The organism is Bradyrhizobium roseum, assembly GCF_030413175.1.
Lineage (GTDB): Bacteria > Pseudomonadota > Alphaproteobacteria > Rhizobiales > Xanthobacteraceae > Bradyrhizobium > Bradyrhizobium roseum.
This window is the reverse complement of record NZ_CP129212.1, coordinates 1679495-1701783: the sequence shown is the minus strand read 5'-3', so window position 1 is coordinate 1701783 and position 22289 is coordinate 1679495. Positions and strand designations below refer to the sequence as shown.

Here is a 22289-nt window from a genome sequence, read left to right as displayed (position 1 = left end):
ATGCGCTTGTCCGCGGGAAGCCCTGCCCGCCTTGGAGCAACCTGGGACGGACGCGGCACCAACTTTGCGCTGTTCTCGGCCAATGCGGAAAAGGTCGAGCTCTGCCTGTTCGACGGCCAGGGGCGCCGCGAGCTCGAGCGGATCGAACTGCCCGAGCGCAATGAGGACATCTGGCACGGCTATCTCAACGACGTTTCGCCCGGGCAGCTCTATGGCTATCGCGTTCACGGCACCTATGCGCCCGAACGCGGACACCGATTCAACGCCAACAAGCTGCTGCTCGACCCCTACGCCAAGCGGCTCGCCGGCCGTCTGGTGTGGAGCGACGCGCATTTCGGCTATCGCACCGGCAGCGCGCGCGAAGACCTTTCCTTCGACCGCCGCGACAATGCGCGCGGCATGCCCAAGGCCGTTGTGGTCGACGAAACCTTCAACTGGGGCCGCCGTGAGATACGCCCCAACATCCCCTGGGAAGACACCATCATCTACGAGGCCCACGTCAAGGGCCTGACGCAAAAGCGCGAGGACGTTGCTCCCGGCTGGCGCGGCACCTATGGCGGACTGTGCTCGCCGGCGATGATTGACCATCTCAAGAAGCTCGGCGTCACCACCATCGAATTGCTGCCGGTTCACGGCCTGATCGACGACCGGGTGCTGATCGAACGAAGACTTTCCAATTACTGGGGCTACAACACGCTGGCATTCTTCGCGCCGGAGCCGCGTTACGCGCAGGACAACGCCCTCGATGCGTTCCGCACCACCGTGGCGCGGCTGCACGATGCCGGCATCGAGGTGATGCTCGACGTGGTCTATAACCACACCGCCGAGGGGAACCATCTCGGCCCGACGCTGTCGTTCCGCGGCATCGACAATGCATCCTATTACTGGCTCAACAAGGAACAGCCGCGCTATTACGACGACTTCACCGGCTGCGGCAGCTCGGTCAATCTGACCCATCCGCGCGTGCTGCAGATGACGATGGATTCGCTGCGGTACTGGGTCGAGGTCTGCCATGTCGACGGCTTTCGCTTCGACCTCGCCACCACGCTGGCGCGGGGCCCCAACGGCTATGACCGCAATGCCTCGTTCCTGACTGCGGTGCGACAGGATCCGGTGCTGTCGACCGTCAAGCTGGTCGCCGAACCCTGGGATCTCGGCATGGGTGGCTATCAGGTCGGCGCATTTCCCTCGCAATGGTCGGAATGGAACGACCGCTATCGTAGCGCGATGCGGCGCTACTGGAGCGGCGAAGGCAGCCTGATCGGCGAGGTCTCGCGCCGCATGACGGCTTCCTCCGACCTGTTTCATCACGACAATCGCGCCACCCGGGCCAGCGTCAACCACATCACCGTCCATGACGGTTTTACGCTGGCCGACCTGTTCAGCTACAACGACAAGCACAACGAAGCCAATGGCGAGGACAATCGCGACGGCTCCAACGACAACCACAGCAATAATTGCGGCCATGAGGGCCCGACCGGCGACGCCGCGATCACCGCGCTGCGCCGGCAGTTGCGCAAGAACCAGCTCGCCTGCCTGTTCCTGGCGCAGGGGACGCCCCTGATGCTGGCCGGAGACGAGGTCGGCAATTCGCAGAATGGCAACAATAACGCCTATTGCCAGGACAACGAGACCGGTTGGGTCAACTGGGACAATCTGGGCAAGCCCGGCGAGGACCTCACCGAGTTCGTCAGCCACATGACCGCGCTACGCCGGCGCTTCGCCCAGCTTCGCTGCCAGCGCTGGCTCGATGGCCGGCGTGCGGACGGTTCCTATGGCGTGCTGTGGCTGACGCCGGCGGCCGAGGAAATGAAGGAAGAGGACTGGACTTTTCCGGATGGCCGCTTCCTCGCCTATGTGCTGGGCCCGATGGAACAAGGCCAGCCGCCGATCTTTATCGTTCTGAACGCCGCCCCTGAGGAAATCGGTTTCAAATTGCCCGAAATGCCCGAATATAGGAACTGGCAGCAGGTGCTGAACACGGTCGAGGCCGTGCAGAGCCCCACCGAATTCGCATCAGGTGCCGAGACTAGCGCGCCGCCCAGGTCGGTGCTTGCCTTCGCAGGCACGGCATGAATGACGGTCAATTCGGTCCGCGGCTGACAATTGACGGCACGCGGTTTCGGCTTTGGGCGCCGGCGGCGAAGCGCGTCGACGTCATGCTGGCGCAACCCCATGCCATGACGCGCGGCGAGGACGGCTGGTTCACGGCCGACATTGCCGGCGTAACGACAGGCGCGCGCTACAAATTTCGCATCGACGACGAGATCGACGTCCCGGATCCTGCATCGGCGTTTCAGCCCGACGACGTATTCGGTCCGAGCGAGGTGATCGATCACAAAGCCCATCCATGGCGCGCCGCGGACTGGCGCGGACGGCCGTGGCAGGAGGCCGTGATCCTCGAGGCCCATGTCGGGACCTTCACCCCGCAAGGCACCTATAGCGCGATGATCGAACGGCTGGATCATCTGGTCGAGACCGGCATTACCGCACTCGAACTGATGCCGCTGGCGGATTTCGCCGGCTCCCGGAACTGGGGCTATGACGGCGTGCTGTGGTACGCGCCAGAAAGCGCCTATGGGCGGCCCGAGGATCTCAAGGCGCTGATCGACGCGGCGCATCTGCGCGGGCTGATGGTGATGCTCGACGTGGTCTATAACCATTTCGGTCCGGAAGGAAATTATCTTGGCCGTTACGCGCCTTCCTTCTTCACCGACGCCCACACGCCCTGGGGCGGCGCGATCGACTATCGCGTCGGGCAAGTCCGCGCCTTCGCCATTGAAAACGCCGTCTCCTGGCTGCGCGACTATCGCTTCGACGGGCTGCGGCTCGATGCTGTCAACGCGATCGTCGAGCCGGGCGGGCTGTCGCTGCTGCACGATATCAGCGCCGCCGCCGGCAAGCTTGCCGCCGAGACCGGCCGGCACATTCATCTCGTGCTGGAGAACGGTGACAACCGCGCCAGTCTTCTGGACGCCGACGAAGATCCGCCGCAGGGAAAATACCGCGCGCAGTGGAACGACGACTATCATCACGCCTGGCGTGTGCTGATGACCGGCGAGAAGCAGGGCTATTATGTCGACTACCAGCAGGCGCCGATCTCGGACATCGCGCGCTCGCTGGCATCCGGCTTCGTCTATCAGGGAGAGCCGTCGGCGTTTCGCGGCGGCCGGCGCGGCGAGCCGAGCGGCCATCTGGCGCCGACCGCCTTCATCAACTTCGTGCAAAACCACGACCAGATCGGTAATCGCGCCCTCGGCGACCGCCTTGAAAGCACCGCCGATGTACGCGCCATCGAGGCGGGGCTTACCGTGCTGTTGCTGTCGCCTTCCATACCCATGCTGTTCATGGGTGAGGAATGGGGCTCGAAGTCGCCCTTCCCGTTCTTCTGTGATTTCGGCGGTGATCTCGCGGACGCCGTCCGCAAGGGCCGCCGCGTTGAGTTGGCCTGGGCCTACGAAGCGTATGGCGACGAGGTGCCGGATGCGCTCGATCGATCAAGCCGCGACGCCGCCGTGCTTGACTGGAACGAACCGACTACCCCAGCCGCGCAGAAGCGGCTGACGCTGGTACGAGACCTCCTGAAAATACGCCGGAAAGAAATCATCCCGCGTCTTGCGAACGCAACCTTTGGCGAGGCTTCCGCGGACGAAAACCGCCTGCTGACGGCGCATTGGCGGATGGGCGATGGCGCTATGCTCTGGCTGCTTGCCAACCTGTCGGAGCAGGCAATCAGTCATCCGCCGGACCAGTCCGCGGGAACCCTGATCTGGGGCAGCGAGTTGGGCGACAGCGTTCCGCCCTGGACCGTGCTCTGGCGCATCGGATAGGAAAATGCCCCCGGCGATCCCGATCGCAACCTACCGCCTGCAACTATCGGCGGATTTCGATTTTGACGCTGCGACTTCAGTGGTGCCTTACCTGAAGTCGCTCGGCATCACCCATCTCTATGCCTCGCCTTTCATGCGCGCCCGCAAGGGCAGCGCACATGGCTACGACGTTATCGACCACGCCCAGTTCAACCCCGAGCTCGGTGGTGAGGACGGCTTTGAACGGCTGAGCGCCGCGCTGCGGCAGCACGATCTCGGGTTGATCCTGGATTTTGTACCCAACCATGTCGGTGTCCATTTTGCGGATAATCCCTGGTGGCTCGACGTGCTGGAATGGGGCCCTGCCTCGCCGCACGCGGCCTCCTTCGACATCGACTGGGAGCAATTGCCCTACCGCGCCCGCGGCGGCGTGCTGCTGCCGATCATCGGCTCGTCCTACGGCCAGGCATTGGAAAATGGCGAGATCGAGCTGCGCTACGATGCCGCCGAAGGCAGCTTTTCGGCGTGGTATTTCGAGCACCGGCTGCCGATCGCGCCGGAGCGTTATGGCGAAATCCTCCGCATGATTGTCAAGGAGACCGGCGCGGAAGACGTTGCAGCCGGCAAAGAAATCCTTGCACTTGCGTCGCGGCATCAGGGCCCACGTCGTCCGAGCCGCAAGGAAGCGCCTGCCTTCAAGAGCGAGTTGAAGGCGATCTCCGGCGCCACCGATATCATCGAACGTGGGCTGGAAGCCTATCGCGCGGGCGCTGATCGTCCCGCGCCGACGCTTTCGCTGCACCACCTGCTGGAACGCCAGCATTACAAGCTCGGCCACTGGCGGCTCGCCTCCAGCGACATCAACTACCGGCGGTTCTTCGACGTCAATACGCTGGCGGGTCTGCGCGTCGAGGACGCCGGCACATTCGACGCTGTCCATCGGCTGGTCAAACGGCTGATCGCGGAAGACAAGCTGCAGGGGCTGCGGCTCGACCACATCGACGGTCTGCGCGATCCCGTCCAGTATTTCCAACGCTTGCGCCGGCTGGTTCGTGATGCGCATGGCGGCCCCAGCCAGCCGTTCTACGTGGTGATCGAAAAGATTCTCGGCGAGCACGAAAAGCTGACGCCCTTTGCCGGCGTTCACGGCACCACCGGCTATGAGTGGATGAACGTTATCACCCAGGTGCTGACGGACGGCCGCGGGCTGGAGCCGCTCGACGAAATCTGGCGCCAGATCAGCAACCAGTCGCCAAAGCTCGAGCCGATCCTGCGCGAGGCCAAGCGCCGCGTGCTGGAGACGCTGCTGACCAGCGAATTCACCGTGCTGACGCGGTTGCTCGCACGTATTGCCAGCGGGCATTACTCTACCCGCGATTATTCCGCCGACAGCCTGCGGCAGGCGCTCGAACTCTATGTGCTGCACTTCCCGGTATACCGCACCTACCTGACATCGTCTGGTCCATCGGACCATGATCGCGAATTGATGTCGACGACGATCGAACGGGCGCGCGCCGACTGGTTCGCCGCCGATGACGGCATTTTCGACTTTCTCCGCGACACGCTGACGATGGATTTGATCAAGCCGGGAAGTCCGCCCCACAGCGCACCGCGTGTTCGCCGGTTTGCCCTGAAGGTGCAGCAGTTCACCGGCCCGATGATGGCGAAATCGCTCGAGGACACCACGTTCTATCGTTACCACCGCCTGCTGGCACTCAATGAGGTGGGCGGCGATCCGGCCGCACGCGCGCTTCCAGTGGATGAATTTCACGGCATGATGCAAGCGCGCACTCGCGAATGGCCGCACGGCATGACGGCTACCGCGACTCACGACACCAAGCGCGGCGAGGATGCGCGGGCGCGCATCCTGGCGTTGGCGGAAATGCCGGGCGAATGGACCAGCGCGGTCGCGCGATGGAAGCTGCTCAACGCGCCGCACCTTACGGTCGATGGAAATTTGCGCGCACCGTCGGCCACCTTCGAATACATGCTGTATCAGGCGCTGCTTGGCGCGTGGCAGCCGGAGGATGCCGATTTTCCCGTACGGATGCAGGGATATGCGCTCAAAGCGGCCCGCGAGGGCAAGGAGGAGACGAGTTGGCTCAATCCTCACGCCGCCTATGAGACCGGTATCAAGACCTTCATCGAAAAGATCCTCGATCCCGCGCTCTCGGGTGAATTTCTGGATTCGCTGCAAACGCTGGCGCAGCGGCTGTCGCTGATGGGCGCATTGAATTCGCTCAGCCAGATCACGCTCAAGGCGATGATGCCGGGTGTGCCTGACTTCTATCAGGGTACGGAGCTTTGGGATTTTTCACTGGTCGACCCCGACAACCGGCGGCAGGTCGACTTCGTTGCACGCGCCGGCCGCCTCGCGGCGCTGGAGAACCCGGACTGGGAACGCCTGGTCGATAAATGGCCAAGCGGGCATTTGAAGCTGGCCTGGACCCGGCATCTGCTCAAGATGCGGACCCAACTGACCGATGTATTCACGAACGGCGAATATCAGCCGTTGGAAGTGACCGGGCCACAGGGCGACCACTTCGTCGCTTTTGCCCGCCGACGCGACCGCGAGGCCGCGATCGTCGTGGTCACGCGTTGGTTTGCGCCATTGACCAATGGCGGCAGACACTGGCCCGACGCGAAGACGTTTGAAGCCACGCTTGATGTGGGCGGTTATGCAGTGGAAGGCTTTGCAGATGCCGACGCCACGCAATTGCGCCTGTCCGATCTGCTGACACATCTGCCGGTCGCCGTGCTGAAAGCCAGTTTCGCCGGTGCCGTGAAGCCGGCGCGAAAGCACAGCCGGGCCTAGACTTCAGCTCTTCTTGGTCAGCAACAGCTTGCCGCGGTTCTGGATCGCGGCCTGCGCCGCTTCGGCAAAGCGTTGGAGCAGCCACGGCAGCACGACTTCGACCTGCACGTGATCCTCGGCAACATCGACATGGCCGGCCGCCGCCTGGCCCATCGCGCGGACGCGAAAGATCATCCGGCTGTCCTCCCAGCGCTCTTCATCGACGCTCAACACCGGCACGCTGGAAGCAGCGCGGGAAAGCCCGGATTTCAATCGTCGCATCGCTTCCTCGCGTCCCAGGCTGTGCGGAATCGAAACGACCAGTGGTTTGCTCATCGCCAAAAACCTCTTCTCTCTTCCAACTCCATGTAATCACACAGGCTTCGAAAGGAAGAGCGCACCGCATTATCGCACCGCACAACGGAACTTTCGCAGTTCCCCTGTGTTGATCCGCCGCACACGGAACGAAACACACGGCCCACCAGGCTGAGGAGAAATTCATGTCACTCGGGACCATCATTCTTATCATTCTCATCATTGCCCTGCTCGGCGGTTTCAGCGGCATCGGCGGCGGACCGTTCTACGGCACCGGCTATTACGGCGGCGGCGGTCTGGGTCTGATCATCGTGATCCTGCTGGTGCTGTTGCTGCTCGGGAAGCTGTAAGCCAAGTATCGAAATGGCTGGGTGGGCAACGGTGCATGCGCCGTGCCCACCCTTTTTCGTGCGGTGAAGATGGTAGACACGTACAATGGCCGTCGTCACCCGCGAAAGCCAGTGACCCAGTATTCCATAGACGCCACTAATTGGGCCGATAGGCCTCATCGTACTGGATACTCCGCCTTCACGGAGTATGACGTCCGTGGGGCAAGCAGCGGACGCGATATCAGTTACAGCTTTCCCGCCAGCTTCTTCATCGCGGCCTTGATCGACGACGCCGCGTCGTCGTAGCTGTCCCATGCTTTCGTCTTCGCCAGGAACGCCGGCACGGTGCGTATCGTATACTTGCCCGGATCGAGATCGCTGCGCACCTGCGGCCAGGTCAGCGGCATCGAGGCCGTGGCGCCCTCGCGCGCCCGCGGCGACAGCACGGCGACCGCCGTCGCGAGCCGGTCGTTGCGCAGGTAGTCGAGGAAGATCTTTCCCTTGCGCAGCTTTTTCGACATGTTGAGCAGGTAGCGGTCCGGATCGTCATTCGCCATCCACTGGCAGACGCCTTGCGCAAAGGCCTTGGCTTCCTTCCAGGTGACCTTGTCCCTTGCGCCATGCCGCAGCGGCGTCACCACGTGCAGGCCCTTGCCGCCGGTGGTCTTGCAGAAACTTTCGAGGCCCAACGCCGTCAGCCGTTGCCGCATCTCCTTGGCCGCTTCGACCACTTCGGCGAATTTGACATTCGGCGCGGGATCGAGATCGAACACCAGTCGCCCCGGCGTGTCGTAATCATCCGGCGCGCAATTCCAGGGATGCAGCTCCAGCCCGCCGATCTGCGCTACCGCCGCCAACGCCTCGACCCGGTCGATCTGCAGATAGGGCTTTCGGTCGCCTGCGACCTTGGCGAGTTTGAGGAGATCGGAGCTACCCGGCATCGCGTGGCGCTGAAAGAATTTTTCACCATCAATGCCATCGGGCGCGCGGAGGATCGAACACGGCCGGCCCTTGAGATGCGCGATCATCCATTCACCGACCGCCTCGAAATAGTTCGCAAGGTCGAGCTTGGTGACGGCCGCGCCATCGCCGCCGTCGGGCCACAGCGCCTTGTCGGGCTTGGAGATCGAAACGCCCATCACCTCGGCGGACTTGTTCGCCGATGATTTGACGGAGCGCACGGTGGGCTTTGCAATTCCGGTCATGGCGGGTTTCTCCGCGCGAATTTCCTTGGCCGGTTTGTCCTGGCGCAGCCCTTTGAACGCAGCCTGCCGGATGTTGCCGCCGTCGGTCCAGCCGGCGAACTCGACTTCGGCGACCAGTTCAGGCTTCAGCCAGTGCACGTCGCGGGCCTTCCTCGGGGCATCCTTGCCGCCGAACGGACTCTTGTCGGACGCCACGGCCTTCAATGCCGGCATGATACGCCGGACGACGTCCTGCCCGAAGCCGGTGCCAACGAGGCCGACGAACACCAGATGGCCGTCGCGATACACGCCCGCCATCAGCGAACGGAATTTTCCGTTGGTGGTTTTCCAGCCGCCGAGCACGACTTCCTGCCCGTTGCGAATCTTGGCTTTGGTCCAGCTCTCGCTGCGCCCCGAGCGATAGGGCGCATCCAACTTCTTGGACACGATCCCTTCCAGATCGAGCTTCTTCGCCGATTCCAGCACGGTATCGCCGCGCTCCTCGAAATGATCGACGTAGCGGATCAGAGTTTCCTTGCCGTTATGCTGCTCGAGCAAGGCTTTCAGGCGTTCCTTTCGCGCGCGCAGCGGCAGCGCGCGGAGATCCTCGCCACTGGCGAACAACAGATCGAACGCAAAGAAGATGAGGCTCCCGGTCTTTCCGTCCGAGATCGCCGCCTGCAGCGCCGAGAAGCTAGGCACGCCGTTATGGTCCAGCGCAACGATCTCGCCGTCGATCAGCGCATCGGGCAACGCTCTGGCGGCGCTGGCAAGCGCGCTGAATTTTTCTGCCCAGTCCAGGCCTTTCCGGGTGAGCAGCGCCACATCGCCGTTCTCGATCCGCAATTGCACACGGTAGCCGTCGAACTTGACTTCGTGGCACCAGCCGTCCGAGTTCGGCGGCCGCTCGACGGAGGCGCAAAGCTGCGGCGCGACGAAATCCGGCATCGCGGAAACCTTCTTCGGCTTCGCGCCTCGCGCTGGGGTGCGGGTTTTGGTCGCCGGCGCGGCGCGCAACGCGGCGGCTTTCCTTCCTGCGCGCGCCTCCGCGGCATCACCCCGGTTGGATTGCCAGACCGCGTCGGCCTTTGTCTTCCTGGCCAGCATGAACGGCGTCGGCGCCTTGCCCTTGCCTTTCGAAATCTGCGCCATGGTTCGCCCCGAAGCCACGGAGCGATCCTCTTCCAGGATGTCGTTGGCGTCGCCTTCCTTGACGAATTCGTCGCGGTGCTTGATCAGCAGCCAGTTGGTGCGCTTGCCGCCGTAGCGATCGCCCTTCATTCGCACCAGCACCCAGCTGCCGTGCAGCTTGTCGCCGTGCAGCGTGAATTTCAGGTCGCCCTTCTTGAAGCCGCGCTCGGGATCGTCGGATTCCCAGGTGCCGCGATCCCACAGCATGACCGTGCCGCCGCCATACTGATCGTCGGGAATGATGCCTTCGAAATCGCCGTAGTCCAGCGGATGATCCTCGACCTCGACCGCGAGCCGCTTGTCGTGGGGATCGAGCGAAGGGCCGCGCGTCACCGCCCAGGACTTGAAGACGCCGTCGAACTCCAGCCGCAGGTCGTAATGCAGGCGGGTCGCGTCATGCTTCTGGATCACGAAGCGCCGCTGCCCTGCCGGCGCCACCTTGACGTCGCCGGAGGGCTCCGCCGTCTTGCCGAAATCGCGCTTCTTCCGGTACGTGCTGAGCTTCTTCAACGCCACGGCAAACCCCGACCACCCCTACCCGCGCACACGGCGGTATCTGGAACGAAAACCCATACTAGCCGTTGGAGTTCCCAAACCCAACCATGCCGGAGATTGCCATGGCCCCCCGCGCCTACTGGAAAGGCACGCTGAAACTGTCCCTCGTGTCCTGTCCGGTCGTGCTCTACCCGGCCTCGACGACGGTCGAGAAAACCCGCTTCCACATGATCAACAGGGAGACCGGCAACCGGCTGAAGCAACAGATGGTCGATGCTGAAACCGGCGATATCGTCGAGACCGAGCAGAAGGGCCGCGGCTACGAGTTGAAGAAGGGAACGTATGTCGAGATCGAAAAGGAGGAGCTCGAGGCCGTCCAGATCGAGAGCAACCACACCATCGAAATCGACAGTTTTGTGCCGCGGGACGAGATCGACAAGCGCTACTACAACAATCCCTACTACGTCGCCCCGGATGGCAAAGCCGCCGCGGACGCCTTCGCCGTGATCCGCGACGCCATGAAGGACGAAGATCGCGTCGCGTTGGCGCGCATCGTGTTGACCAACCGCGAGCACGTCATCGCGATCGAGCCGCTTGGCAAGGGCCTGCTCGGCACCACCCTGCGCTACCCTTATGAGCTGCGCGACGAGGATGAATATTTTGCTGACATCAAGACCCCGAAGATCACCAAGGACATGGTCGAGCTGGCGGGCCACATCCTGCAGACCAAGGCGGCACATTTCGATCCCTCGAAATTCAAGGACGAATACGAGGACGCCCTGAAGGCGCTGGTACGACGCAAGGCTTCCGGCAAACCGATCAAAGCCGCCGAGCCCGAGGAAAAGCCCGACAATGTCGTTAACCTGATGGACGCGCTGAAGGCCAGCCTGAAGGGCACGTCGGCGGGAAAGCGCCGGACTCCGGCTCCGCGGCGGGCGCCGGCGCGCCGGTCGGCGAAGAAGGCGCATCGGTCCACGGCGAGGCAGCGCAAGGCGGGGTGAGCTTTTCTCCTCCATTATGGCCGGGCTTTTCCCGGCCATAATGGAATCCTGCGACAGAGTGTCGTTACAGCATCTCTATCGCTTCGACTTCTTCGCCGTCTTCTTCTTCGCGGCCTTTCGCTTCTTCGTTGCCTTCTTCGGCACCTTCTTTCCCTTGGCCCTCGCCTCCGACAATCCGATCGCGATCGCCTGTTTGCGGCTCGCGACCTTCTTGCCTGAACCGCCGCTCTTCAGTGTGCCGGCCTTGCGCTTCTTCATCGCGCGTTTGACATCGGTAGTTGCCTTCCTTGAATATTTTCGTGCCATTGGTCTTTCTCCGGCTTCTTCATCTGGTGAAAAAGTAATCACCCGTCGCATGCAAAGTTCCTCGCGCCGCTTGCATTGACCGGCCACGAAAGGCATTTTGGCCGCCGGGGACGATCGAACCGCTGGCAAACACGGCGCCGTCCCCGGTGAGGGGAGGATTTGATGACTTTGACGATGTCGCACGTCGTGGGCCCGAAGACGCCTGCGGTGCGGGAGATGACATTCGGTGATCTCCTGCGCAAGGCAGCCGAGCAGGCGCCCGAGCGCCTGGCGCTGATCGCGGGCGTCCCCGACCCGGCGTTGCGCCGTCAATGGACTTACGCGCAGTTCTATCGCGAAGCCCAGCGCACCGCACGCGCGCTGCTGTCGCGCTTCAAGCCGGGCGAGCGCATTGCCGTCTGGGCGCAGAACCTGCCGGAATGGCTGATGCTCGAATTCGGCGCCGGCATGGCCGGCATGATCCTGGTCACGGTAAATCCGGCCTTTCGCGCCCGGGAAGTGGAATATGTGCTGAAGCAATCGCGCTCGGCCGGAATCTTCGTGGTCAATGGCTTTCGCGGCAATCCGATGCTGGAGACGGTGCAGGCAGTGAAGCAAAACTGTCCCGAGTTGCGGGAAATCATCTGCTTCGACGACTGGGATACATTCATCGCCGCCGGTGACGATGAAACGATCAAGCTGCCGGCGGTCAGTCCCGACGACCCCGTGATGATCCAGTACACGTCAGGCACCACCGGTTTTCCGAAAGGCGCCCTGCTCCGCCATCGCGGGCTGCTCAACAACGGCGCCGATACAGCAGACCGCATGGGTGTCGATCCCGGCGACGTCTTCGTCACCACGATGCCGCTGTTTCACACCGGGGGCTGCGTCTGCTGCGTGATCGGCGCAGTGTCGAAGGCAGCGACCCAGGTGCTGGTCGAGGCCTTCGAGCCCGGACTGGTGCTGGAAATGCTGGAGACCTATCGCGGCAATGCGATGCTCGGCGTTCCCACCATGCTGGTCGCGATGCTGGAGCACGCCAGATTTCCGACCACCGATCTCTCCGCTGTCAAGGCGATCTGCTCGGGCGGCTCCACGGTGCCGGCGGCCCTGGTGCGGGTGCTGGAGGAGAAGCTCGGCGCGCCCTTTACGATCGTGTTCGGCCAGACCGAATGCTCCCCGGTCGCGGCGCAAACCCGCACGACAGACAGCGTCGAAGACAAGGCCAACACCATCGGCCTGCCGCTCCCTAACATGGAAAGCAAGATCATCGACCCCAACACCGGCGAGACCGTTCCGATCGGCACCATCGGCGAGTTCTGCACCCGCGGCTATCACATCATGCTCGGCTACTTCGAAATGCCGGACGCGACATCAGCCGCGATCGACGCCGACGGCTGGCTGCACACCGGAGATCTCTGCGCGATGGACGCGCGCGGCTATTGCACGGTGGAAGGCCGCCTCAAGGACATGATCATCCGCGGCGGCGAGAACATCTATCCGCGCGAACTGGAAGAACTGTTGTTCAAGCACCCGAAGATCGGCGAGATCGCGGTGATCGGCGTCCCCCACGAAAAATGGGGCGAGGAGGTCGCGGCCTTCATCCGCCCGGCGCCCGGCGCCATCATCGAAAAGGAAGAACTGATCGACTACATGCGCGCCTCGCTCGCCCCGCACAAGACGCCGAAGCACTGGTTCGTGGTTGACGCCTTCCCGCTGACGGGGTCAGGCAAGATCCAGAAATTCAAGCTGCGGGAGGCCTGGAGCAAGGGTGAGATGACGGCGATCTAGGGCGCATACACAAAATGTCGAAAACAACCCCATGCAAAGTAGAATGCGCCGGGTTCGTCGCCCCGCCGGCCCCCTGCCGTCATTCCGGGATGCGCCCTTTGGCGCAGACCCGGAATCCACTCTCCACCTGAAGTCATGTCGCGATGGATTCCGGGTTCGATGCTTCGCATCGCCCTGGAATGACTGCCACAGGCTTGTGCTCACCCCTTGAATGTCGGCTGCCGCGGATGGATGCAATCTCTGAAATCCGCAAAGCCCTTCCACGCCGGCTCGGGTGCATCCTGCCCGGCAATCGGTGCATAGATCGACGGCTCGACAATCCCCATCGTCGGAATGTAGCGCGGGCAGTTCGGAAAGATCGCGCGTGCCGTAACACGAACGATGAGCTGCGCGCCGACGGTTTCCTTCAGCAGCGGATCGTTGTCGCTCACGCTGGCGCTGCCATTGACCCGCAGCCGTTTCGGCCTGTCATGCATGGCGATGAACAGCAAGCCGACCTCGGCGTTGGCGACGATGTTGCCGAGGCTCTTGAACATGCCATTGCCGTCATAGTCGGGAAACGCCAGTTCAGAAGGTCCGGTGATGCGAACAAATCCCGGCGCACCGCCCTTGAACGAGCAATCCGGCCTGCCCTTGGCATCCGCCGTTGCGAGAAAGAAATACGGCAGGCTTTCGATGTACTGCTTGTCGTCGGCGGTAAACTCCGTGCGCATCAGCTTCTCTTCCAGCCGATCTGAAATCCGCCGGCTGTCGAAGCGGTCCTGCAATTGCCGGTTCCCATCGTGATACATGATGCTCTCAGCCATGGCCGTACGTCCTCCGCTGCGATCGGTCAGATCCCCCACAGATGAGCATAGCATCGCGACATCGTTGGGCATAACCGCCTCAATCGATCAATCCGGCGCGCGCAGGCGGTAACCGATGCCCGTCTCGGTCAGCACGAATTGCGGGCGCTCGGGATCGACTTCGATCTTCTGACGAAGCTGGCGGACATAGACGCGCAGATATTGCGCGTCCGTCAGTTCGTTCCATAGCTCTTTCAGGAGAAAGCGGTGGGTCAGTACCTTGCCGGCATACTGCACCAGCACGCGCAGCAGGTCATATTCCTTCGGCGAGAGTTTTACCTCGCGCTCTCCGACCTTGACGATGCGGCGGACCAGGTCGACGGAGAGATCGCCCGATCGAAACACCGGCCGCTCGCCCTGCACCTGCAATTGGTGCCGCAGCGCGGCGCGCATCCGCGCCAACAGTTCGTCCATGCCGAAAGGCTTGGTCAGGTAGTCGTCGGCGCCGAGGTCGAGCGCCTGGACCTTGCCGGCCTCGTCGCCGCGGCTCGACAGCACCACGATCGGCACGGTTTCGTTGCGGCCGCGGATCATGCGCAGCAGTTCATGGCCCTGGATATCAGGCAGTCCGAGATCGAGGATGATCAGCGCTGGACCTTCCGCGAGCTTCTCCAGCGCCAGCTTGCCGTTGGAGGCTTCGAGGATGTCGTAACCCTGCGTGCTCAGCCCCATCCGCAACAATTTGCGGATCGGCGGCTCGTCATCGATCACCAGGACCTTGATGGCTGGAGCATTCATGCGGCGGTCTCCAGAGCATCGTTCGCGGCCGGTATCGGCAGCCGGATGGTTATTGCCGCCCCGCTGCGGTCGGCGCGATTGGCCGCCGAGATCGTGCCATGCATGGCCTCGACAAAGCCGCGGGAGATCGCCAGACCAAGGCCCGTTCCCGGACGAACATGGTCGCCCTTCTCAGCGCGATAGAACTTGTCGAACACGCTCTCCAATTCGTCCTGCGGAATGCCTTGCCCCTCATCGGCGACCTGCAGCAGTACCGACTCCCGATCCCGCATCCCCCTGATCGAGATCGTCGTCCCGGCAGGCGCGTATTTCGCGGCATTGTCGAGCAGGTTGAACAGCACCTGTTCGAACAATACCGCATCGAGCTCCAGCATCGGCAGATCGGAACCGAGCGCCAGCGACACCTTGTGATTCATGAGAATCTTGCCGGCGCGGCGCAGCGCGCTGCCGACGATCTCACCGAGATCGTGCAACGCGGTGTTCGGCACGATCGCGCCGGACTCGAGCTTGGTCATGTCGAGCAGGTTTGCAATGAAGCGGTTGAGCCGCTCGGATTCGTCGATCACGGTGGCAAGCAGGTCGCGCTTCTGCGTGTCGTCAAGACCGGATTCGAGATCCCGCATGGTACTGGCTGCCCCGAGCACCGAGGCCAACGGAGTCTTGAGGTCGTGCGAGATCGAGGTCAGCAGCGCGCCGCGCAGCCTGTCGGATTCGACCGAACGCTTGACACGGTCCATGTCCTCCACCAGCAGCACGCGCTCGATCGCCAGCGCGCCCTGATCGACCAGCGCATCCAGCAGGCGGCGCTGATCCGGCGTTAGCAATGGGCCGGTCCGGTCGTCGTCGATACCGATGACGCCGATCGCACCTCGTCCGGTCCGCATCGGCAGGAACAGCCGCTTTGCGCCGGGCAGCGTGTCTGAGCCGCGCCCGGCCGGGCGATCGTTGCTCCAGGCCCAGTTGGCGGCGGCGAGATCGGCCTTGTCGAGCTCGTCCTCCGGCGGATAGCCCGACTTCACCGTGAGCACGCCGTCCTCCGGCAACAACAGCACGACGCGGACCTTGAGCATCAACGCGGTCTGGTACGCGGTCGCCCACAACACGTCATCCAGCGTCGCGGTGCCCGCCAGCTTGCGGCTGAAGGCGTAAAGCGACTCGGTGGTACGCACCCGGCCGATCGCCGTATCGGCCTGGGAACGGACCCGCGCCGCGACGTTGGAGACCAGAAGCGCGATCAGCATGAAGAAGAAGAACGCGGCGACATTGGTCGCATCGGTGATGGTGAAGGTGTAGACCGGCGGCAGGAAAAAGAAATTGTAGCCCAGCGACGCCGCGACGCTCGCAACCATCGACGGCCACAGGCCGTAGCGCGCGGCGACGGCGACCACGGCGGTAAGAAACACCAGGTCGACATTCTCGATGCCGCCGAACATGGGCTGGATCAGCACGGCGACGACGAGGCCGATCGCGACGAACAGCAACGCCAACATGTAGGGCCGCGGGTTGAATTGTTCCTGCCGCGCCGCGGTCTGCACCGCCGGCTTCGCCACGTCCTCTTCATCGCCGGCGATGACATGTACGCTGATATTTCCAGCGCGCCGCACCAGATCATGCACGACCGAGCCGCGCGTCAGTTCGAACCACCACGAGCGCGTCGACTTGCCGATGATGATCTGCGTCACGTTGTTGGCATGGGCGAAATGGATGAGATCGTCGGCAATACGGCGCCCGACAGCGGGGACGGTCAGCGCCTCGCCGCCGAGCGCTTCGGCGAGCCGCATGGTGTCGGCCAGCCGGTCGCGCTGGTCATCCGTCAGTTGCAGGCTGCGCCGCGTCTCGATGCTGATGGCGGTCCACTGCGCATGCAGCCGGTCGGCCAGCCGCTTGGTATAGCGTACCAGTCCAGCCGCGCGCGGGTCTTCGCTGACGCAGACCAGGAAGCGCTCGCCGGCGGCCCATGGCCCATCGATCGCATTGGCCTGCATATGGGTGAGCAATTGCTCGTCGACCCGCTCGGCGGTGCGCCGCAGCGCCAGTTCGCGCAGCGCGGTCAGGTTGCCGGGCGAGAAATAATGCTCCAGCGCGCGCTCAGCCTGCTTGGGGACATAGACCTTGCCCTCCTTCAGCCGCTGGATCAGATCGTCGGGCGTGAGGTCGATCAGCTCGATGGCATCGGCACGATCGAACACGCTGTCCGGCACGGTCTCGCGCACCCGCACATGGGTGATCTGCGCGACCACGTCGTTGAGGCTTTCGATATGCTGGATGTTGACCGCGGTATAAACGTCGATGCCGTGGGACAGCAATTCCTCGACGTCGAGATAGCGCTTGGGATGACGGCTGCCCGGCGCGTTGGTATGGGCGAGTTCGTCGACGAGGGCGATCTGCGGCCGCCGCGCGATCAGCGCGTCGAGATCCATCTCCTCGAGCGTCTGCTCCCTGTAGGTCAGCCGCCGGCGCGGCAGCACTTCGAGACCGCTGAGCAGCGCTTCGGTCTCCGCCCGGCCGTGAGTTTCGACGACCCCGACCACGACGTCGGCGCCGGCTTTCTTCCGGGCATGGGCGCTCTGCAGCATCTCGTAAGTCTTGCCGACGCCGGGCGCGGCGCCGACGAAGATCTTAAGTTTTCCAGCGCGGCCGTCCTCGCGCCGGGCCGCTTCCAAAAGGGCTTCCGGCGAAGGACGCTGTTCGGGATCGCGGCGGGTCTGAACCATACGGCTATATAGTCCTCAGCCCGGGTTGGGCCTAGCGGCCCTCATTTCGAGGCCCCGTCCAGAGCCAGATTCAAGGCCAATACGTTAACGCGGGGCTCCCCAAGCAAGCCAGCCATGCGGCCCTGCGTATGCTCCACGACCAGATCGCGGACCCGGGCTTCCGGGAGGTCGCGGGCCTTGGCCACCCGGGGGACCTGAAACAGTGCCCCCTCCGGCGAGATATTGGGATCGAGCCCGCTGCCGGAGGCGGTGACGAGGTCGACCGGCACGGAGCCGGACGGGTTCTCGGCCTTCAGCTTCTCGACGTCTTCCTTGATCCGGTCAGCCAGCGCCTTGCTGGTCGGGCCGAGATTGGAGCCGCCGGAATTGGCGGCGTTGTAGGGCGTGGGGATCGTCTTGGTCGCGTCGGCCGGATCGGGCGCCAATGTCGCCGACGGGCGGCCGTGGAAATATTTGTCGGTCTTGAACTCCTGTCCGATCAGGGCGGAACCGATCACCTTGCCGTCCTTCTCGATCAGGCTGCCTTGCGCCTGCTTGGGAAAGATCGCGCCGGCGATCGCCGTCATGGCGAGTGGATAGGCCAGGCCGGTGATGGCGGTGAGGAGGAGAAGGATGAGGATAGCGGGACGGATTTCTCTGAGCATTGTCGTTCTCCGTGAGTTTCTTCGTCATTGCCAGCGGAGCAAAGCAACGTGGATAGATGGATTGCTTCGTCGCTTCGCTCTTCGCAATGACGGTGAGAGTTAGGCCAGGTGCAAGGCAGCGACGACGAGGTCGATGGCCTTGATGCCGATGAAGGGAATGATGATGCCGCCGAGGCCGTAGATCAAAAGGTTACGGCGCAACAGCGCGCCGGCGCCGACGGCGCGGTACGCGACGCCTTTCAGCGCCAGCGGGATCAGCGCGATGATGATGAGCGCGTTGAAGATGATCGCCGACAGGATCGCGCTTTGCGGGCTGGCGAGCTGCATGACGTTGAGCACTTCGAGCTGAGGATAGAACGCCAGGAACATCGCCGGGATGATCGCGAAGTATTTGGCGACGTCGTTGGCGATCGAGAACGTGGTCAACGCGCCGCGCGTCATCAGCAGCTGCTTGCCGATTTCAACGACCTCGATCAGCTTGGTCGGGTTGGAATCGAGGTCAACCATGTTGCCGGCCTCGCGCGCCGCCTGCGTGCCGGTATTCATGGCGACGCCGACATCGGCCTGCGCCAGCGCGGGCGCGTCGTTGGTGCCGTCGCCGCACATCGCCACCAGCTTGCCTTTTGCCTGCTCGTCGCGGATCAGCTTCAGCTTGTCTTCCGGGGTTGCCTGCGCCAGGAAATCGTCGACCCCCGCCTCGGCCGCGATGGCGGCTGCCGTCATCGGATTGTCGCCGGTGATCATCACGGTGCGGATGCCCATGCGGCGCAGCTCGGCAAAACGCTCGCGGATGCCGCCCTTGACGATATCCTTGAGGTGGATGACGCCCAGCAGGCGGCCATCCTTCGCCACTGCGAGCGGCGTGCCGCCCTGCTTGGCGATGTCGTCCGCGATGCTCCGCAGTTCGCGGGCCGCATCCGAATCGACGGCCGGCTGCAGGGCGCGAACCGCGTGGCCGCTGGCCATGGTCTGGGCGGTCGCGCCGCCGATATAGTTCAGGATGGCATCCACCGCACCCTTGCGGACCGAAGCGGATCCGGCGTCGACACCGCTCATGCGGGTTTGCGCCGTGAAGGGCACGAAGGTCGCCGAAAGCTCCTTCATGTCGCGGCCGCGGATGCCGTATTGTTCCTTGGCGAGTACCACGATCGAGCGGCCTTCCGGCGTTTCGTCCGCCAGTGATGCCAGTTGCGCCGCGTCGGCCAGTTCCTGCTCGGTGACGCCGCGCACGGGGCGGAACGCCGTGGCCTGGCGGTTGCCGAGCGTGATGGTGCCGGTCTTGTCCAGCAGCAGTGTATCGACGTCACCTGCTGCCTCGACCGCGCGGCCCGACATCGCCAGCACATTGAAGCGCACCAGGCGGTCCATGCCGGCTATGCCGATCGCGGACAACAGCGCCCCGATGGTGGTCGGGATCAGGGTCACGAACAGCGCCACCAGCACCACCACCGAAATCGAGCCGCCGGCATAGGCCGCGTAGCTCGGGATGGTGACGGTAGCGAACACGAAGATGATGGTGAGGCCGGCGAGCAGGATGTTGAGCGCGATCTCGTTCGGCGTCTTCTGCCGCTCAGCGCCCTCCACCAGGCGGATCATGCGGTCGATGAAGGTCGAGCCCTGCGCCGCGGTGATGCGGACACGAATCCAGTCGGACAGCACCTGCGTGCCGCCGGTCACCGCCGAGCGGTCACCGCCGGATTCGCGAATCACCGGCGCGGATTCGCCCGTGATCGCGGCCTCGTTGACGGAGGCGACGCCCTCGATCACCTCGCCGTCGGACGGGATGGTGTCGCCGGCCTCGACCAGAACAACGTCGCCGACCTTGAGCGCGGTGCCGGGCACGAGACGATAGGTCTTGTCCGCACCGGTGAGCAGCTTGGCCTGGCTCTCGGTGCGGGTCTTCTTCAGCGACTCGGCCTGCGCCTTGCCGCGGCCCTCGGCGACGGCTTCCGCAAAATTGGCGAACAGCACCGTGAACCACAGCCACAGGATGATCTGAAAGGTGAAGGCGAGCCCCTCGCCGCCTGTCACGACGTTGCGCAGGAAGATCACGGTGGTGAGCGCGGCAACGATCTCGACCACGAACATCACGGGGTTCTTGATCATCAGCCGCGGATCGAGTTTTACGAATGCCGCGCGGATCGCGGGCACGACGATCTTGGGATCGAGCATCGCCGAAGCCGTGGTCTTTTTCTGCAGTTTCATGGTTTCCATGGAGGTCGCTCCTGGTGGCTTCGATCAAAACAGGGTGTTGGCATTCATCGCGAGGTGCTCGACGATCGGCCCAAGCGCCAGCGCCGGAAAGAAGGTAAGCCCGCCGATGATCAGGATCACGCCGACGACGAGGCCGACGAACAGGCCGCCGGTGGTCGGCAGCGTGCCGGCCGATGGCGGGATCGATTTCTTGGCGGCGAGCGAGCCCGCCAGCGCCATCGCCGGCACGATCATGAAGAAGCGGCCGACGAACATCGAACTGGCGAGCGTCAGATTGTAGAAAAAGGTGTTGCCGGTCAGACCGCCGAAGGCCGAGCCGTTGTTGCCGGTCGCCGAGGTGAAGGCATACAGCACCTCGGTGAAACCATGCGGGCCGGCATTGGCCATCGACGTCACCGCCGAGGGCAGCACCACGGCGACCGCGGTCCAGCCGAGATACATCAGCGGCAGCACCAGGATCGCGAGCATCGCCATCTTGACCTCGCGGGCCTCGATCTTCTTGCCGACATATTCCGGCGTGCGGCCGACCATCAGGCCGGCAACGAAGATCGCCAGCACGACGAACAGCAGCATGCCATAGAGCCCGGCGCCGACGCCGCCCACGATGATCTCGCCGAGCTGCATGTTGATCAGCGGAATCATGCCGCCGAGCGCGGTGAATGAGTCGTGCATCGCATTGACCGCGCCGCAGGACGCGGCCGTGGTGATGACCGCAAACAGGCTGGAGGCGACGATGCCGAAGCGGACTTCCTTGCCCTCCATGTTGCCGCCGGTCAGCCCGAGGCTCGTCAGCATCGAGGTGCCATTGGTTTCGGCCCAATAGGTGATCCCGATGCCCGACAGGAACAGCACGCCCATCACGGCAAGGATCGCCCAGCCCTGCCGCTGGTCGCCGACCATGCGGCCGAACACATTGGTCATCGCCGCGCCGAGCGCGAAGATCGAGATCATCTGCACGAAGTTCGACAGCGCGGTGGGATTTTCGAAGGGATGCGCCGCATTGGCATTGAAGAAGCCGCCGCCATTGGTGCCCAGCATCTTGATGGCGACCTGCGAGGCCACGGGTCCGACCGCAATGGTCTGCTTCGCGCCTTCCAGCGTGGTGGCCTCGACATAGGCGCCAAGCGTCTGCGGCATGCCCTGCCAGACCAGGAACAGCGAATAAATGATGCAGATCGGCAGCAGGACATAAAGCGTGCAGCGCGTCACATCGACCCAGAAATTGCCGATGGTGCGCATCGAGGAGCGGGAGAAGCCGCGGATCAGCGCCACCGCCAGCGCAATGCCCGTCGCCGCCGAGAGAAAGTTCTGGTGCGTCAGCCCGACCATCTGCGTCAGGTATGACAGCGTGCTCTCGCCGCCGTAGTTCTGCCAGTTGGTATTGGTGAGGAACGAGATCGCCGTGTTGAACGAAAGATCCGGCGCGACCGCCGACTGATCGGCGGGATTGAGCGGCAGCGCGGCCTGCAGCCTCATCAAGCCATAGATGACGAGGAAGCCGCCGACATGGAACAGCAGCATGGCGACCGTGTAGGTCAGCCAATGTTGCTCGCGCTTCTCGTCGACGCCGCCGACCCAATAGAGCCCGCGCTCCACCGGTCGCAAGACCGGAGAGAGAAAGGTCGCCTCGCCGCTGAACACCCGGGTCATGTACCAGCCGAGCGGTTTCACCAGCGCGACGACAATGGCGCAGTACAGGAGAATTTGAATCCATCCGATGACGGTCATGGTCGATAGCCCTTTTTCTTCTTGGCAGGCAGCAGCAGGTGAACAAGCGCAATCAGCAGCGCCGAGGTGACGACAAACGCGAGAACGACTTCCGCCAGCGTCATCATGGCGGGCTCAAAAGCGCTCCGGCCGCAGCAGGGCGTAGGTCAGGTAGAGCAGCAGGCCGAGCGATACGAGGCCGGCGAGTGAGTAGTCGAAGATCATGGTCCTGC

General features: G+C 63.5%; 16 protein-coding genes. 6 read left to right on the top strand and 10 right to left on the bottom strand.

The genetic code is table 11. The annotated features are described in order from the left end of the window. From glgX to treY, 3 genes are read left to right on the top strand one after another with little or no spacing between them, the layout of a single operon-like run. Positions 1-2076 (top strand): glycogen debranching protein GlgX, encoded by a 2076-nt coding sequence (gene glgX / locus QUH67_RS07985; protein ID WP_300946137.1) that lies wholly within the window; start codon positions 1-3, stop codon positions 2074-2076. Beyond that, positions 2073-3830 (top strand): malto-oligosyltrehalose trehalohydrolase, encoded by a 1758-nt coding sequence (gene treZ / locus QUH67_RS07980; RefSeq protein ID WP_300946136.1) that lies wholly within the window; start codon positions 2073-2075, stop codon positions 3828-3830. Before glgX ends, treZ begins: the two co-directional genes overlap by 4 nt. A gap of 4 nt (positions 3831-3834) precedes the next feature. Continuing rightward, positions 3835-6624: a malto-oligosyltrehalose synthase gene (gene treY / locus QUH67_RS07975; protein ID WP_300946135.1), complete on the top strand. Its 2790-nt coding sequence runs from the start codon at positions 3835-3837 to the stop codon at positions 6622-6624. A 3-nt stretch (positions 6625-6627) separates the two neighbouring features. On the opposite strand, the gene QUH67_RS07970 is transcribed toward treY, so the two are convergent. Further along, entirely contained in the window at positions 6628-6939 is a 312-nt protein-coding gene (locus QUH67_RS07970) for a polyhydroxyalkanoic acid system family protein (RefSeq protein WP_300946134.1), read from the bottom strand. A 164-nt stretch (positions 6940-7103) separates the two neighbouring features. On the opposite strand from QUH67_RS07970, the gene QUH67_RS07965 reads away from it, so the two are divergent. Further along, positions 7104-7268 (top strand): DUF3309 family protein, encoded by a 165-nt coding sequence (locus QUH67_RS07965; protein WP_300946133.1) that lies wholly within the window; start codon positions 7104-7106, stop codon positions 7266-7268. Positions 7269-7492: 224 nt separating this feature from the next. Here the strand turns inward: QUH67_RS07965 and ligD are convergent, their stop codons facing one another. Beyond that, on the bottom strand, positions 7493-10138 hold the full coding sequence (gene ligD, locus QUH67_RS07960) for a DNA ligase D (protein WP_300946132.1): 2646 nt from the start codon (positions 10136-10138) through the stop codon (positions 7493-7495). A 101-nt stretch (positions 10139-10239) separates the two neighbouring features. On the opposite strand from ligD, the gene ku reads away from it, so the two are divergent. Next, a complete protein-coding gene (gene ku, locus QUH67_RS07955; protein WP_300946131.1) occupies positions 10240-11118 on the top strand; it encodes a non-homologous end joining protein Ku in 879 nt (292 codons plus the stop codon). A 75-nt stretch (positions 11119-11193) separates the two neighbouring features. Here ku and QUH67_RS07950 read toward each other — a convergent pair whose 3' ends face one another. Further along, the gene (locus QUH67_RS07950; protein WP_300947968.1) at positions 11194-11424 is read right to left on the bottom strand and encodes a DUF6496 domain-containing protein; all 231 of its coding nucleotides are present in this window, start codon (positions 11422-11424) and stop codon (positions 11194-11196) included. Between the two features lie 162 nt (positions 11425-11586). Here QUH67_RS07950 and QUH67_RS07945 point away from each other — a divergent pair, with 162 nt between their 5' ends. After that, positions 11587-13194: an AMP-binding protein gene (locus QUH67_RS07945; RefSeq protein WP_300946130.1), complete on the top strand. Its 1608-nt coding sequence runs from the start codon at positions 11587-11589 to the stop codon at positions 13192-13194. 200 nt (positions 13195-13394) lie between these two features. Here QUH67_RS07945 and QUH67_RS07940 read toward each other — a convergent pair whose 3' ends face one another. The 7 genes from QUH67_RS07940 to QUH67_RS07910 form a co-directional block, all read right to left on the bottom strand. Then, a complete protein-coding gene (locus QUH67_RS07940; protein WP_300946129.1) occupies positions 13395-14000 on the bottom strand; it encodes a pyridoxamine 5'-phosphate oxidase family protein in 606 nt (201 codons plus the stop codon). 87 nt (positions 14001-14087) lie between these two features. Then, positions 14088-14777 (bottom strand): response regulator, encoded by a 690-nt coding sequence (locus QUH67_RS07935; protein ID WP_300946128.1) that lies wholly within the window; start codon positions 14775-14777, stop codon positions 14088-14090. Beyond that, positions 14774-17491, bottom strand: coding sequence for a sensor histidine kinase (locus QUH67_RS07930; protein ID WP_300946127.1), 2718 nt, complete (start codon positions 17489-17491; stop codon positions 14774-14776). The genes QUH67_RS07935 and QUH67_RS07930 overlap by 4 nt, the downstream gene beginning before the upstream one ends. Before the next feature lie 41 nt (positions 17492-17532). After that, positions 17533-18135: a K(+)-transporting ATPase subunit C gene (locus QUH67_RS07925; RefSeq protein WP_300946126.1), complete on the bottom strand. Its 603-nt coding sequence runs from the start codon at positions 18133-18135 to the stop codon at positions 17533-17535. A gap of 99 nt (positions 18136-18234) precedes the next feature. Then, positions 18235-20349: a potassium-transporting ATPase subunit KdpB gene (kdpB, locus tag QUH67_RS07920; protein WP_300946125.1), complete on the bottom strand. Its 2115-nt coding sequence runs from the start codon at positions 20347-20349 to the stop codon at positions 18235-18237. Positions 20350-20373: 24 nt separating this feature from the next. Further along, positions 20374-22077 carry a potassium-transporting ATPase subunit KdpA gene (kdpA, locus tag QUH67_RS07915; protein WP_300946124.1) on the bottom strand — a complete coding sequence of 568 codons (1704 nt, stop codon included), beginning with the start codon at positions 22075-22077 and terminating at the stop codon, positions 20374-20376. 114 nt (positions 22078-22191) lie between these two features. Continuing rightward, entirely contained in the window at positions 22192-22281 is a 90-nt protein-coding gene (locus QUH67_RS07910) for a K(+)-transporting ATPase subunit F (protein ID WP_035726361.1), read from the bottom strand. Positions 22282-22289: the final 8 nt, after the last annotated feature.